The organism is Amycolatopsis decaplanina DSM 44594, from assembly GCF_000342005.1.
GTDB classification, from domain to species: Bacteria; Actinomycetota; Actinomycetes; order Mycobacteriales; family Pseudonocardiaceae; genus Amycolatopsis; species Amycolatopsis decaplanina.
This window is the reverse complement of the sequence record NZ_AOHO01000077.1, coordinates 94,489-107,733: the sequence shown is the minus strand read 5'-3', so window position 1 is coordinate 107,733 and position 13,245 is coordinate 94,489. Positions and strand designations below refer to the sequence as shown.

Here is a 13,245-nt window from a genome sequence, read left to right as displayed (position 1 = left end):
GCCAGAAGCCTGCGGGTCTCGTTCGGAGCGGTGGAGCGGGTGACGGGAATCGAACCCGCGTAGCTAGTTTGGAAGACTAGGGCTCTACCATTGAGCTACACCCGCATGCCCCCGGAGTACCGGGTGCGAAAACAGCTTAGCGTGACCCGCTAGGCTGTGTGCACACCCCCCGGGAGATCGGGGAAGTCACGGGCTGTGGCGCAGCTTGGTAGCGCATCCGCTTTGGGAGCGGAGGGTCGCAGGTTCAAATCCTGTCAGCCCGACCATAGGTCTTCGACCTGCGAGTTCACCCGTCTTTCGGACCGGCCGGTCCGGTCCGAAAGACGGCATGGCGCATCCGAGGGCTGTCGCTCTCGAGCTCGGTTGCCCGATGCTCCCCGTCTGGTCTGCGCTCCGCGGACCAGTGACCTCATGAGAACGAGGCACCCGGCCCGCTTCCTGGACAGGCCGGCACTCTGTGAGCCTCGGCTTTAATGAGGATCATGGAGATCCGCCACGCCCTCACTACCGACGCCCCCGCCGTGACCACGCTCCTCGCCGAGCTGGGCTACCCGGACAACGACGTGGAGGACGTGCGCGGTCGGCTCGAACGCTGGTCCCGTCATCCCGAAGGTGCCGCGTTCGTCGCCGAATCGGACGGCACGGTGCTCGGCGTCGTCGCGGTGGTCGCGATCCCGCTGCTCGAGCGGCCGGGTTCCGGCGGCCGGATCGTGGCCTTGGTGGTGGACGAGTCCCGGCGCGGCTCGGGCATCGGACGTAAGCTGGTCGCCGCGGCCGAAGCGGAGGCACGGCGTTTGGGTTGCGACACCATGGAGGTCACCAGTTCCCGCCACCGCACCGGCGCACATGCCTTCTACCGCGCGCGAGGTTACGAGGACCGCTGCGAACACAGCGCCCGGTTCATCCGACGGCTGGGCGTCTGACCGGTACCGGGCCCACTGAACATCCGCTCCGTTGATGGGGCTTCCGTCGCCTGACGCCCTGAATGGGGTAAGACTGGCGTCGTGAAGGACGATCGTCAGGTGGAAGTGCTCCTCAGGGAGCTGGCCCCGCAGGTCATCGGGTTGCTGGTGCGCAAGCACAGGCAGTTCGACGCCTGCGAGGACGCCGTCCAGGAAGCCCTGCTCTCGGCCGCGCAGCAATGGCCGGAGCAGGGCATCCCGGACAGTCCGAAGTCCTGGCTCGCGACCGTGGCTTCGCGGCGGCTGGTGGACGAATGGCGCAGCGAGAGCGCGCGGCGACGACGCGAGGAGAACTCCGCGCTCATGGACCTGGCCGGTCCGGGCGAAGCGTCCACTTCGGACGACACGCTCACCGTGCTTTTCCTGTGCTGTCACCCTTCCCTGTCCGCGCCATCGCAGCTCGCGCTCACGCTGCGCGCCGTAGGCGGCCTGACCACGGGCGAGATCGCGAACGCGTTCCTGGTCCCGGAATCGACGCTCGCCCAGCGGATCAGCCGAGCGAAACAGACCATCAAGAAGGCGGGCGCCGAGTTCGTCCTGCCGCCGGCCGGAGAACTCGCCGAACGGCTCCGCGTCGTCCTCCAGGTGCTGTACTTGATCTTCAACGAGGGGTACACGACCAGCGGCGGTCCCGATCTGCACCGCGCCGACCTGACCGCCGAGGCGATCCGGCTGACCAGGCTGCTCCGGCGGCTCATGCCGGACGAAGACGAGGTCACCGGCCTGCTCGCGCTCATGCTGCTGACCGACGCCCGCCGCGACGCCCGCGCCGGTGACGACGGCTCGCTCGTCCCCCTCGCCGAGCAGGACCGCTCGCTCTGGAACACGGGAACGATCGCCGAAGGGGTCTCGCTGGTGAGCGGTGCCTTGGAAGCGGGCCCTGTCGGGCCGTATCAGGTGCAGGCCGCGATCGCCGCCGTCCACGACGAGGCGGCCACCGCGGCCGACACGGACTGGTCGCAGATCCTCGCGCTCTACGACGTCCTCGAAAAGGTCTCGCCCGGTCCTGTCGTCACGCTCAACCGCGCCGTCGCGGTCGCCGAGGTCAACGGGCCCGAAGCGGGCCTCGACCTGCTCGCCACGCTCGACGACGACAGCCGGATGAGCCAGACCCACCGGCTCGACTCAGTGCGCGGGCACCTGCTGGAGCTGGCCGGGGACGCCGTCGCCGCGCGCGAGGCCTACCTGCGGGCGGCTCGGAAGACCGCGAGCGAACCCGAGAAGCAGTACCTGACCCGGCGAGCGGAACGGCTCGGGTCCTAGTCCTCGACCTGCCTCGCGGTGGCCATCGCGCGTTCGGTTTCCCAGAACGCCCGCATCGAGACGATCAGCCCGTCCTCGCGCACCCGGTAGACGAACACGCCGTCGGTGTCGACGCGGTAGCCGCCGGGCAGGTACGTCGTGATCGTGCCGACGTTCGCGACCTCGTCACCGGCCGCGTGCGAATCGCGGATGGTGAACTGGAAGCGTTCGACGTTCGCGATCGTCTTGTCCCAGAAGGCACTGATTCCGTCCTGCCCGTGATGTCCCTTGCCCTCCTCGTCGAACATCGACGGGCCGATGGGATCCTCGACGACGGCGTCCCCGGCGAAGAGTTCGAGCCAGGCGCCCTTGTCCCCGGCGGTGACGGCGGTCATCGAGCGGAACGCGGCCTGGCGCGCGGGCGGCTGCGCGGCGGCGGGATCCCAGCAGACGTCGACACCCATGGCTCAGTCTCCGATCTTCGCGATGATCTCGTCGCCGAACTTCTTGATGGAATCGAGCTTCGGGCCGACCTCGGCGTCGAAACCGAGGCCGTCGAACACCCACGGCATGGTGATGATGTCGGTGACGCCGATGTCGCCCTGCTCGCGATAGCCGTCGAGGCCGAACTTGTCGATGCAGACGGCCTGGTACTCAAAGGGATCGTCGGCGCGGCCCTGGTCGGCGAGCAGCCCGCGCAGCTTGGCGATCGTGTCACGGAGGTCGTCGAACTTCATCATCGCCGAGGACCAGCCGTCGGCGACTCGCGCGGCGCGGCGCAGAGCGACGTCGGTGTGACCGCCGATGTAGAACGGCACCCGCGACGGCGGTGCCGGGCTCATCCGGAGCTTGTCGAAGTCGAAGAACTCGCCGTGGAATTCGACCATCCCGCCGTCGAGGATCAGGCGCAGCACCTCGATGGCCTCGTCCACGCGTTTGCCGCGCTTCTCGTACGGTGCGCCGCACCAGCGAAACTCCTCCGGCGACCAGCCGACGCCGAGCCCGAGCCCGAAGCGGCCGCCGGTCAGCGCCGCGACCGAGTTGACCTGGCGGGCGAGCAGGACCGGATTGCGGGAGCCCAGTTTGAGCACGGAGGTGTAGAACGTGAGCCGTTCGGTGACCGCGCCCATCGAGGCGGCCGCGATCAGCGGATCGGCCCAGGGGGTCTCCTCGGTCCAGAAGCGGCTGCCGTCGGGCGTGTACGGATAGTCGGCGGAGACCGTTTCGGAGTAGAACAGGGAATCCGGGAGCGCGATCGAGGAGAAACCCGCCTCTTCGGCCGCACGGGCGAGCTCGCCCAGCTGATCGAGCGGGTTCATCGCGATCGACAGGGTGAACTTCATGAGGCCGAACTATAACGTGTTCTAGTTTACCCCGCCAGTGCCCGCGGTGACCGGGAGCACTGGCGGGAACCGCGGCCGGGCCGTCCGCGTTGTCCGGATCAAAGGCCGAACGATTCCTGGAGTGAACCCATGGGCACCGCGATCTTCCTGATCGTGCTCCTCGTCGTCGTGGTCGGCGGCGGCATCTACTTCGCGAAATCCCAGGCGGCGGCCAAGAAGCGCCAACTGGACGACGCGAAAGCCGACGCACGGCGCCTCGTCGAGCGGCTCGGCGGTCAGGTCATGAACATCACCGGCACGGACACCGCCTCCCAGCAGGCGATGGCGGACGCGTCCGAGCGTTTCACCGCCGCGGGCTCCCAGATGGAGCAGGCGCAGACCGTCGAGCAGGCCCGGCTGGTGCGCGAGACCGCCATCGAAGGGCTCTATTACGTCCGAGCGGCGCGGCTCGCGATGGGCATGGACCCCGGTCCGGAACTGCCCGGCAGCGAAGAGCGCGACAGGGCGGGCAAGGTCACCGAGTACCGCTCGGTCGACGTCGAAGGCCAGCACTTCGAGGCCTCGCCGGACCCGAGCCAGCGGACGCCGCACTACTACCCCGGCGGTCGCGTGGCCGGACGTCCGGTGCCGCAGGGCTGGTACAGCGAGCCGTGGTGGAAGCCCGCGCTCGTCGCCGGTGCGTGGGGTCTCGGTTCGATGCTGCTGTTCAGCGCGATGTTCTCCGGCATGGCGGGTATCGCGAGCGCGTCGGCCTGGGAGTCGGGCTACGACGCCGGCCAGGAGGACGCGGCCGCCGACATGGGCGACGCCGGAGGCGACATGGGCGGGGACGCCGGTGGGTTCGACGGCGGCGGCTTCGATGGCGGCGGTTTTGACGGCGGCGGGTTCGACGGCGGGGGCTTCGACTTCTAGCCCGCACCCCGTCCCCTCAAGCGCAATGAAGGGGCCTTTCATCGCAAATTTTGCGATGAAAGGCCCCTTCGTTGCATCCGGGGAAAGCCGTCAGGCGGGCTGGCAGGCCGGGCACCAAAAGAGGTTCCGCGCCGCCAGATCGCTCCGCAGCACCGCCGTCCCGCACACGAGACAAGGGAGCCCCTCGCGGCGGTAGACGTAGACCTCGCCTCCGTGCCGGTCCTGCCGCGGCGCGCGGCCGGTCGCCTCGGGCAGGTGCTCCGGCGCGACCGTGTCGATCCGTCCCACCCGGACACCGTGCCGCATGAGCGTCACGAGGTCCGCCCACATGTCGTCCCACAGCCCGCGATCGAGCGCGCGACCCGGGACGAGCGGGGCGACACCGTGCCGGAACAGCACCTCGGCGCGATACACGTTGCCGACGCCCGCCAGCACCGACTGGTCCATCAGCAGTGCCGCGATCGACGTCTTCGACCGCGAGATCCGCTCCCACGCCTTGTCCGGCTTCGCGTCCCGGCGCAGCGGATCCGGGCCCAGACGTGCCTTGATCGCGTCGACCCGGGGCGCGTCGAGGAGTTCGCACTGGTTCGGGCCGCGCAGGTCGGCCGAATGCGTCGGGCCGACCAGCCGCATCCGCACCTGCCCCACCGGTTCGCCCACCGGCAGCGGCTCGTCGGAGAACGTGCCGTAGAGGCCGAGGTGGACGTGCACCGTCCCGTGTGGACCGTAGTCGTGGAAAAGGTGCTTCCCGTACGCCTCGGCCTTCACCAGCACCTCGCCGTCCAAACGGGACGCTTCGGCGGCGAACCGTCCCTGCGGGCTGCTCACCTGAACCGGGTGACCGGCGAAACGGCGTTTGTGCAGACGTGCCAAGCGATGGAGCGTGTGCCCCTCGGGCATGTCAGTGCTCGGGCAGCGGCGGCGGCCAGCCGGTGTTCTCGTAGTCCAGTATCTGCTGGACGCGGCGGCCGTGGCGCTCGTCCGGGCTCGGCGGGGTCGCGAGGAACGCCTCCACGATCTCCGTGGCCTCTTCGGTGGTGTGCATCCGCGCGCCGACGCCGATCAGCTGGGCGTGGTTGTGCTCGCGGGTGAGCTTCGCGGTCTCGACGCTCCACGCGAGGCCGGCGCGAGCGCCCTTCACCTTGTTGGCCGCGATCTGCTCGCCGTTGCCCGAGCCGCCGACGACGATGCCGAGGCTGCCCTCGTCCGCGACGACGCGGCGGGCCGCCTCGATGCAGAACGCCGGGTAGTCGTCGGCCGCGTCGTAGACGAAGGGACCGACGTCCTCGACGTCGTGACCCTGCTCCTTGAGGTGGGCCACGAGGTGGTTCTTCAGTTCGAAACCGGCATGGTCAGAGCCAAGATAAACACGCACAGCGCGGAGTCTGCCATCACGTTCCGGCGCGGGCATGCTGTGGGGGTGGACACCTGGGGCCAGATCGAAGCGGACATCAGACTCGAATGGGGACCCGAAGGCGTCGAAGCCTTGGGCGGCAGTTGCGCCGTTCTCGTCGTCGTCGACGTGCTTTCCTTCTGCACCACAACGGATCTCGTCCTCGGCAACGGCGGACGGGTGCGGCCCGTGCGCTGGCGCGATCACCGCGGCGAGGAAGCCGCGAAAGAGCGAGGCGCCATCCTGGCGGGTGAAAGCGAATGGACCTTGCGACCTTCGTCTGTGACGGAAATCCCTTCCGGCACGCTCCTCGCGCTCCCCTCTCCCAACGGCGCCACGCTGTGCGACGCCGCCGCCACGACCGGTGCCGAAGTCCTGGCGGGGTGTCTGCGCAACGCGACCGCCGTCGCCGCCCGCGCGGCGGAACTGGCGGACGGACGTCCGATCGGCGTCGTCCCGGCCGGGGAACGCTGGGGCGTCGACGTGCGCACCGAGGTCAAGGCGTTCGGACCGCTGAGGCCGTGCGTCGAGGACCAGCTCGGCGCTGGGGCGATCGTCGCCGCGCTGACCGGCTACGGCCGCCTGTCCGCCGAAGCCCGCCTCGCGGCCATCGCGGCGAAAGCGATCGACATCGCCGAAGCACTGACAGAGTGTTCTTCAGGGCGTGAGCTCGCCGCGGCCGGGCACGCGAATGACGTGAAGCTCGCCGCAAAGCTCGATACGAGCAGCACGGTTCCTGTGCTGCGCAACGGAATTCTGGAGGATTCGTGACTTGGCTCGAACTCGCGGACGGCGTCTACGCCCGCCGTTACGAGGAGCTGGACCTGACCGTCGGCCTCGTCGTGGGCAGTGACCGCTGCCTGGTCGTCGACGTCCGCGGCGACGTCGACCAGGGCGCCGAACTGGCCTCGGCGGTCCGGGAGATCACGCCGCTGCCGTGGTCGGTCGTCTACACCCACGCGCATTTCGACCACGCCTTCGGCACGACGGCGTTCCTGCCGTGCGACGTCTGGGCACACGAACGGTGCCTGGCCGAGCTGACCACCTACGGCGAAGGCGCGCGGCGCAAATGGATACAGCACTACCTCGGCGAAAACCGGCCGGAAATGGCCGAGGCGCTGGAACGCACGCAGATCACCCTGCCGGACAAACCGGTCGCCGACACCACCGAAATCGACCTCGGCGGCCGCACCGTCGTGCTGCGGTTCCTCGGCCGGGCCCACACCGATCACGACCTGTTCGTGCACGTGCCCGACGCGGGGGTCGTCTACGCGGGCGATGCCGTCGAGAACGCCGAAGCCGGCTTCAGCGCGTTCTCCTTCAATGACGGCACTTCGCTGGCCGAATGGCCCGGCGTGATGGACGCGATCCTCGCGCTGGAACCGAAGATCATCGTGGCCGGGCACGGGGACCCCGTCGACACCGCGTTCATCGAGAGGCACCGCGACGGGCTGCGCGAACTCGTCGCACTCAAGACCCGGATCGCGGCAGGAGACCTCACGACAGGCGAAGCCGTCGCGAGGTCCTCCTACCCCGGCGATGTCACCAAGGCGGCCTTGGAGACCCCCTAGCTTTCGATGAGCTAGTCGAAGTTCAGATCGCCGGACCGGGTGCGCTTCAACTCGAAGAAGTCCGGGTAGCTCGCCAGCGCGCGGGCGCCGTCGAAGACCTTGACGGCATCCTCGCCACGCGGGATCGAGGTGAGCACCGGGCCGAAGAAGGCGACGCCGTCGATGTGGATCGTCGGGGTGCCGACGTCCATTCCGACCGGATTCATACCTTCGTAGTGACTCTTCTTGAGCGCCTCGTCGTACTCGGTCGACTCCGCGGCCTCGGCCAGCTCGGCCGGGGCGCCGATGGCCTCGAGGGTCTCCTTGATGACCTTCGGGATGTCCTTGTCGCCCTGGTTGTGGTGGCGCGTGCCGAACTCCGTGTAGAAGTCGCGCAGGGCCTCCTCGCCGTTCTTCTGCGCCAGCGCGGTCGCGACGCGGACCGGGCCCCAGCCGCGGTCCAGCAGCTCCTTGTACTGCTCAGGCAGGTCCTCGCGGCCGCTGTTGAGCTCGGACAGGCTCATGATCCGGAACCTCAGGTCGAGGTCGCGGTGCTTCTCCACCTCGAGGATCCAGCGCGAGCTGATCCAGGCGAAGGGACAGATCGGATCGAAGTAGAAGTCGACCTTGGTCGTCTCGGACGGGGCGGTCATCAAGTTCTCCCAGTGCCATCGTCTTGGGGTGGGCCGGTACACACACGGTGCTACACAGCGAGCCAACATCGCGGCCGTCGGCGTTGTTCCCGTCGTCAGCACGGGCCCGGACATGATTGGATGCCTGTAGTTGGAAACCAAAACCGATACCGATGACCAGAGGTGCCAGTGCCCGCCCCCAACCTGACCCGAGACCAAGCCAAGCTGCGCGCGGAACTGCTCGACGTCGAGTCCTACGACATCGAGCTGGATCTGACCGACGGCCGTGGCGGTCCCGGTGAGAAGACCTTCACGTCGAAGACGACGATCAAGTTCGCGAGCGCCAGAAGCGGCGAGGCGTCGTGGGTCGACATCGTCGCCGAGGGGATCGAGTCGGCCGTCCTGAACGGGACGGACCTCGACGTCAGCGGGTACGTCGAGGACAAGGGCGTCGAGCTGCCCGCTCTCGCCGAGTCGAACGAGCTCGTCGTGGACGCGGTCTGCCGGTACATGAACACCGGTGAGGGCCTGCACCGGTTCGTCGACCCGGTCGACGACGGCGTCTATCTCTACACGCAGTTCGAGACCGCGGACGCGAAGCGCATGTTCGCCTGCTTCGACCAGCCCGACCTCAAGTCGGTCTACCGGCTCACCGTGATCGCGCCGAAGGACTGGAAGGTCATCTCGAACGCGCTGATCGAGTCGGCGGAGGAGACCCCGGAGGGGGCCGTCCGCACCGTGTTCAAGGTGTCCGAGCGGATCTCGACCTACCTGGTCGCGCTGATCGCGGGCCCGTACAGCGAGTGGCGCGACGAATTCACCGACGAGCACCGCACGATCCCGCTGGGCATCTACTGCCGCGCCTCGCTCGCCGAGCACATGGACGCGGACAAGCTCTTCACCGAGACCAAACAGGGTTTCGCCTTCTACCACGAGAAGTTCGCCACCCCGTACCCGTTCTCCAAGTACGACCAGCTGTTCGTGCCGGAGTTCAACGCGGGCGCGATGGAGAACGCCGGCGCGGTCACCTTCCTGGAGGACTACGTCTTCCGCAGCCGCGTCACCCGCTACGCCTACGAGCGCCGCGCCGAGACGCTGCTGCACGAGATGGCGCACATGTGGTTCGGCGACCTGGTCACCATGCGCTGGTGGGACGATCTGTGGCTGAACGAGTCGTTCGCGACCTTCGCGAGCGTGCTGGCCCAGGCCGAGGCCACCGAGTACAAGAACGCGTGGACCAGCTTCGCGAACATCGAGAAGTCGTGGGCGTACCGGCAGGACCAGCTGCCCTCGACGCACCCGATCGCCGCGGACATCGTCGACCTGCACGCGGTCGAGGTGAACTTCGACGGCATCACCTACGCCAAGGGCGCGAGCGTGCTCAAGCAGCTCGTCGCCTACGTCGGGCTCGACCACTTCCTCGAGGGCCTCAAGGTCTACTTCGGCAAGCACGCCTGGGGCAACGCGACCCTGGCGGATCTGCTGGGCGCACTGGAAGAGGCCTCGGGCCGCGACCTGTCGTGGTGGAGCGCGCAGTGGCTGGAGACCACCGGTCTCAACTCGCTGAGCCCGCGCTACGAGATCGGCGCCGACGGCACGTACACCTCGTTCGCCGTCACCCAGACCGGTGCCAAGCCGGGTGCCGGTGAGCTGCGGACGCACCGTGTCGCGGTCGGCGTCTACGACGAGGACGAGAACGGCAAGATCGTCCGCGAGCACCGCGTCGAACTCGACGTCGACGGCGAGCGCACTGAGGTGCCGGGGCTGGTCGGTCTCCCGGCGGGCAAGCTCGTGCTGGTCAACGACGACGACCTGACCTACTGCACGATGCGGCTCGACCCGGCGTCGCTGACCACGCTGATCGACCGCATCGCCGACATCACCGAACCGCTGCCCCGCACGCTGTGCTGGTCGGCGGCGTGGGAGATGACGCGCGAGGCCGAGCTCAAGGCCCGCGACTTCGTCACGCTGGTCCAGCGCGGCGTGCACACCGAGACCGAGGTCGGCGTGGTGCAGCGGCTGCTGCTGCAGGCGCAGACGGCGCTGAACTCGTACGCGAATCCGGCGTGGGCCGCGGACAAGGGCTGGCCCGGGTTCTCCGCGCGGCTGCTGGAGCTGGCGCAGGGCGCCGAGGCCGGATCGGACCACCAGCTCGCGTTCGTGAACTCGCTCGCCGGTTCGGTGCTCGACGACAAGACGCTGCGGATCATCGCCGGCTGGCTCGACGGCACGGCGCCCCTGGAGGGCTTGACCGTCGACACCGACCTGCGCTGGCGGCTGCTGCACGCGCTGGTCGCGCACGGCAAGGCGGAGAACCCCGAGATCGACGCGGAACTCGCCAAGGACGACACCGCCGCCGGACGACGTCAGGCGGAGCGCTCGCGGGCGCTGCGGCCGACCGGCGAGGCGAAGGCCGACGCGTGGCAGCGGGCGGTGTACGACGACGAGCTGCCCAACGCGGTCAGCGACTCGCTCATCACCGGCTTCTCCCATCCCGGCCAGAAGCACCTGCTCGGCGACTACGTGACGCGCTACTTCGAGGTCATCGACGAGGTGTGGCAGCGGCGCTCCAGCGAGCGGGCCCAGCCGACCGTGGTCGGGCTGTACCCGTCGTGGGCCGTCGAACCGGCGACCGTCGAGGCGTCGGACGAGTGGCTGGCCGGGGAGCACCCGGCGGCGCTGCGCCGTCTGGTGTCGGAAGGCCGGGCCGGGATCGTGCGGGCGCTGGCCGCCCGTGAGTTCGATTCGCAGGCCGGGGTCTAGCAAGGCTCGTGAGTGGTAAGGACGGTTAGAACCGTCCTTACCACTCACGAGCCCCACCACCGTCCGCCGCTCAGGTGGCCTGAAGTACGTGAAGGCCCCCTTCCCTACCCTGAAGGTAGGCAAGGAGGCCTTCACGGCTTAAGGCGTCAGTGCTGCGGAGCGCCCGCCTGGTCGCTCAGCATGCGGAGAGCGTTCACGAGGCCGCCGATGAGGTCGCCTTCCTTGAAGGAGGCCACCATGCTGGCCACGGCGAGCTTCGCGCCGCGGTCGGGCAGGCGGTGCCGGGCCTGCGAGCCCGTCACGACCTCGATGGCGCGCTGGCCGGGCGACACGGCGATGACCACGCCGTCGGCCGGGTTGTCGGTCGAGCTCAGCAGGGCTTCGGCGGTGACGCGGGTGTCTTCGCCGAGGTCGCCGAGGTACACGCTGAAGTCCAGGCCGGTCTCGCGGCTGGCCAGGGTCAGCGCCTCGTCCAGCCGGGCAAGCTGCTGGGTCGTGAATGGGCTGATCGGACCAGCCGGTTCATACATCTTGGCGGCGGAAATCCGTCCGCTGGAAGTAACGGCGGCGCCGTAACCGGGCTCTTCGTCAACAGCGGTGGACGAATGGGTCAGTTCACCAGTTGCCACGAGCGCCTCCCGTCACCGAAGCTCCGTTCGCCGCGTCGACGGCGGTCGCGCCGCCCGCGTGCGAATGCCTGGCGCCGACACCGTCGGGGTTGGCGCTCCACCACATGGCCGGGTACTCCCACGGCTGCCCCGGCCGGTACCGGGCGACGCCCGCGCCCTTCGACCGCAGCGTGGCCACCCCGCAAAGCGCGTAGATGACCAAGGGGATCACCGCGAAGACCAGGATCGTCTCGACAAGGTTCACGCGCGTGAGCGTATCCGATGGCGCGCGGCCGCACCCGCTCGCACGGGTGTGCGCCCCGGCACCTACCGTTCGTCTTCCGGAGGGGGCCGTCCGCCGCTTGCCACGAAAGCGCTCCCACGTTGGGGCGAAGCCCTCAAGGCCGAAAGGTTGCAACTCAACGTACGGGCGGCCGCACCCGGCGCTGTCATCTTGTCGCGGCCTTGAAATCCTCGTAGCTTTTTCACCTGTACGGGCCTTGCGCCCAGCTCCCCCACCCCAGCAGGTAACGCACCGGTCGCAGGAGGATATGTCATGCAGAGCACCCAGACACCCGGCCAGGCGATCATGGACGACATTTCGTCACTCTTCGAAACTGGATTCGTCCCCGGTACGCGTGTGACGGCGGGCACACGGGTTACGCGCGGTACTCGCGTCACTCGCGGTACGCGGGTCACCGCCGGGACCCGGGTCACCCGCGGAACTCGTGTCACCCGTGGCACCCGCGTGACCGCCGGAACCCGCGTCACCCGGGGCACGCGCGTCACTCGCGGCACCCGCGTGACCGCCGGAACCCGCGCCACCTGCGGCACTCGCGTCACTCGCGGAACCCGCGTCACCCGTGGCACCCGCGTCACCTGCCAGAGCGACTTCTCCCTCGCCGCCTGAGTCCGGGCACGACCGGCTAGCAGGGGACGGCGTACTCGTAACGAGCTTCACCACGGCATCATCGGCCCGCCCCGGCCGCCGAAAGGCAGCCGGGGCGCCGACGTGTTCGGAATCCGGTCAGGCCGCCGTTCCCAGGTACGGCCGCCACAACGGATCGGCCTCCTTCGAATGCGCGAGCAGCCGCCAGTGCGGCCCGTGCGGGGCCCTCGGCACGACGCGCAGGCGCCAGCCGATCTCGGAAAGCAGCTTGTCCGCCTTCCGGTGGTTGCACTTGGCGCAACAGGCCACGCAGTTCGTCCAGCTGTGGGGCCCACCACGGCTGCGCGGGACGACGTGGTCGATCGTCTCGGCCCGTCCTCCGCAGTAGGCGCAGCGGTACCGGTCGCGGTGCATCAGCCCGGCCCGGGTCAGCGGCACCTGTGCGCGGTAGGGCACACGCACGTAGGTGCTCAGCCGGATCACCGAAGGCACGGGCAGCGAGACCGTGGCGGCGTGCAATTCGAGCCCTGCCGGGTCTCCGTGCACCACCTCGGCCTTGCCGCACATCACGAGGACCACCGCGCGCCGCAACGGCAGCGCCGTGAGCGGTTCGAACGTGGCGTTCAACAGCAATACCCGTCTGCGGCCCCACGAAGTCGTGGTGGGTACCGCCGTAGTCGACGGATCCCGCCCTCTACGCTGTCCGGGCGGGCGGGCAATACCCCCTGGCCGCGTTCCCGGTCCGCCCGGTGGAGCCCCGTGCGAGGGGGCACCTCCCGGATGGGCGCGCAACACGACCTCCGGCGCCTGTCCGGCCAAGGCTTGGCTCGGGACGCCGAGGGGGATGGGTTGTCGGTCTGGCACTCGACCACCTCCACCGGTGCAGGCATAGTCGACCACAGATCAGCCCCAAAGTGCACGTGTGTTACTGGACGTGTCACATGCGCGCGA

At 69.0% G+C, this 13,245-nt stretch carries 14 protein-coding genes and 2 tRNA genes; 7 read left to right on the top strand and 9 right to left on the bottom strand.

What is annotated here, in order from left to right; translation table 11 throughout:
• Window positions 1–31: 31 nt before the first annotated feature.
• Window positions 32–105 (bottom strand) — tRNA-Gly (locus tag H074_RS34470).
• A gap of 84 nt (window positions 106–189) precedes the next feature.
• Between H074_RS34470 and H074_RS34465 the strand changes: the two genes are divergently transcribed.
• From H074_RS34465 to H074_RS34455, 3 genes are all read left to right on the top strand, one after another.
• Window positions 190–266 (top strand) — tRNA-Pro (locus tag H074_RS34465).
• A gap of 216 nt (window positions 267–482) precedes the next feature.
• Window positions 483–923, top strand: a complete 441-nt coding sequence (locus H074_RS34460) for a GNAT family N-acetyltransferase (protein ID WP_007034724.1) — start codon at window positions 483–485, stop codon at window positions 921–923.
• An 81-nt stretch (window positions 924–1,004) separates the two neighbouring features.
• Window positions 1,005–2,225: an RNA polymerase sigma factor gene (locus H074_RS34455; RefSeq protein WP_007034723.1), complete on the top strand. Its 1,221-nt coding sequence runs from the start codon at window positions 1,005–1,007 to the stop codon at window positions 2,223–2,225.
• Here H074_RS34455 and H074_RS34450 read toward each other — a convergent pair.
• Complete coding sequence (locus H074_RS34450; protein WP_007034722.1) at window positions 2,222–2,668, bottom strand: nuclear transport factor 2 family protein; 447 nt, start codon at window positions 2,666–2,668, stop codon at window positions 2,222–2,224. The two genes, H074_RS34455 and H074_RS34450, sit on opposite strands and share 4 nt — an antisense overlap.
• Window positions 2,669–2,671: 3 nt before the next feature.
• On the bottom strand, window positions 2,672–3,547 hold the full coding sequence (locus H074_RS34445) for a TIGR03619 family F420-dependent LLM class oxidoreductase (protein ID WP_007034721.1): 876 nt from the start codon (window positions 3,545–3,547) through the stop codon (window positions 2,672–2,674).
• 129 nt (window positions 3,548–3,676) lie between these two features.
• Between H074_RS34445 and H074_RS34440 the strand changes: the two genes are divergently transcribed.
• Window positions 3,677–4,459, top strand: a complete 783-nt coding sequence (locus H074_RS34440; protein WP_007034720.1) for a hypothetical protein — start codon at window positions 3,677–3,679, stop codon at window positions 4,457–4,459.
• Window positions 4,460–4,549: 90 nt separating this feature from the next.
• Here the strand turns inward: H074_RS34440 and H074_RS34435 are convergent, their stop codons facing one another.
• Both H074_RS34435 and H074_RS34430 read right to left on the bottom strand, forming a co-directional pair.
• On the bottom strand, window positions 4,550–5,359 hold the full coding sequence (locus tag H074_RS34435; protein WP_007034719.1) for an Fpg/Nei family DNA glycosylase: 810 nt from the start codon (window positions 5,357–5,359) through the stop codon (window positions 4,550–4,552).
• Between the two features lies 1 nt (window position 5,360).
• Window positions 5,361–5,834 carry a ribose-5-phosphate isomerase gene (locus tag H074_RS34430; RefSeq protein WP_007034718.1) on the bottom strand — a complete coding sequence of 158 codons (474 nt, stop codon included), beginning with the start codon at window positions 5,832–5,834 and terminating at the stop codon, window positions 5,361–5,363.
• 45 nt (window positions 5,835–5,879) lie between these two features.
• Between H074_RS34430 and H074_RS34425 the strand changes: the two genes are divergently transcribed.
• A complete protein-coding gene (locus tag H074_RS34425; protein ID WP_007034717.1) occupies window positions 5,880–6,623 on the top strand; it encodes a 2-phosphosulfolactate phosphatase in 744 nt (247 codons plus the stop codon).
• Window positions 6,620–7,423: an MBL fold metallo-hydrolase gene (locus tag H074_RS34420; protein WP_007034716.1), complete on the top strand. Its 804-nt coding sequence runs from the start codon at window positions 6,620–6,622 to the stop codon at window positions 7,421–7,423. Before H074_RS34425 ends, H074_RS34420 begins: the two co-directional genes overlap by 4 nt.
• 11 nt (window positions 7,424–7,434) lie before the next feature.
• On the opposite strand, the gene H074_RS34415 is transcribed toward H074_RS34420, so the two are convergent.
• Window positions 7,435–8,055 (bottom strand): mycothiol-dependent nitroreductase Rv2466c family protein, encoded by a 621-nt coding sequence (locus tag H074_RS34415; RefSeq protein ID WP_007034715.1) that lies wholly within the window; start codon window positions 8,053–8,055, stop codon window positions 7,435–7,437.
• 168 nt (window positions 8,056–8,223) lie between these two features.
• On the opposite strand from H074_RS34415, the gene pepN reads away from it, so the two are divergent.
• Complete coding sequence (gene pepN, locus H074_RS34410; protein ID WP_007034714.1) at window positions 8,224–10,797, top strand: aminopeptidase N; 2,574 nt, start codon at window positions 8,224–8,226, stop codon at window positions 10,795–10,797.
• 146 nt (window positions 10,798–10,943) lie between these two features.
• Here the strand turns inward: pepN and H074_RS34405 are convergent, their stop codons facing one another.
• The 3 genes from H074_RS34405 to H074_RS34395 all read right to left on the bottom strand — a co-directional run bounded on the left by H074_RS34405 (window position 10,944) and on the right by H074_RS34395 (window position 12,927).
• Window positions 10,944–11,426: a DUF5130 family protein gene (locus tag H074_RS34405; RefSeq protein WP_039924094.1), complete on the bottom strand. Its 483-nt coding sequence runs from the start codon at window positions 11,424–11,426 to the stop codon at window positions 10,944–10,946.
• Window positions 11,413–11,670: an aa3-type cytochrome oxidase subunit CtaJ gene (ctaJ, locus tag H074_RS34400; RefSeq protein WP_007034712.1), complete on the bottom strand. Its 258-nt coding sequence runs from the start codon at window positions 11,668–11,670 to the stop codon at window positions 11,413–11,415. The genes H074_RS34405 and ctaJ overlap by 14 nt, the downstream gene beginning before the upstream one ends.
• Before the next feature lie 762 nt (window positions 11,671–12,432).
• A complete protein-coding gene (locus tag H074_RS34395) occupies window positions 12,433–12,927 on the bottom strand; it encodes an HNH endonuclease (protein ID WP_007034711.1) in 495 nt (164 codons plus the stop codon).
• Window positions 12,928–13,245 lie beyond the last annotated feature (318 nt).

What these genes read in the sequence shown, in the direction of transcription:
- H074_RS34460 (WP_007034724.1), top strand. Translation starts at nt 483, where the DNA reads ATGGAGATCCGCCACGCCCTCACTACCGACGCCCCCGCCGTGACCACG.
- H074_RS34450 (WP_007034722.1), bottom strand. Translation starts at nt 2,668, where the DNA reads ATGGGTGTCGACGTCTGCTGGGATCCCGCCGCCGCGCAGCCGCCCGCG.
- H074_RS34445 (WP_007034721.1), bottom strand. Translation starts at nt 3,547, where the DNA reads ATGAAGTTCACCCTGTCGATCGCGATGAACCCGCTCGATCAGCTGGGC.
- H074_RS34440 (WP_007034720.1), top strand. Translation starts at nt 3,677, where the DNA reads ATGGGCACCGCGATCTTCCTGATCGTGCTCCTCGTCGTCGTGGTCGGC.
- H074_RS34435 (WP_007034719.1), bottom strand. Translation starts at nt 5,359, where the DNA reads ATGCCCGAGGGGCACACGCTCCATCGCTTGGCACGTCTGCACAAACGC.
- H074_RS34415 (WP_007034715.1), bottom strand. Translation starts at nt 8,055, where the DNA reads ATGACCGCCCCGTCCGAGACGACCAAGGTCGACTTCTACTTCGATCCG.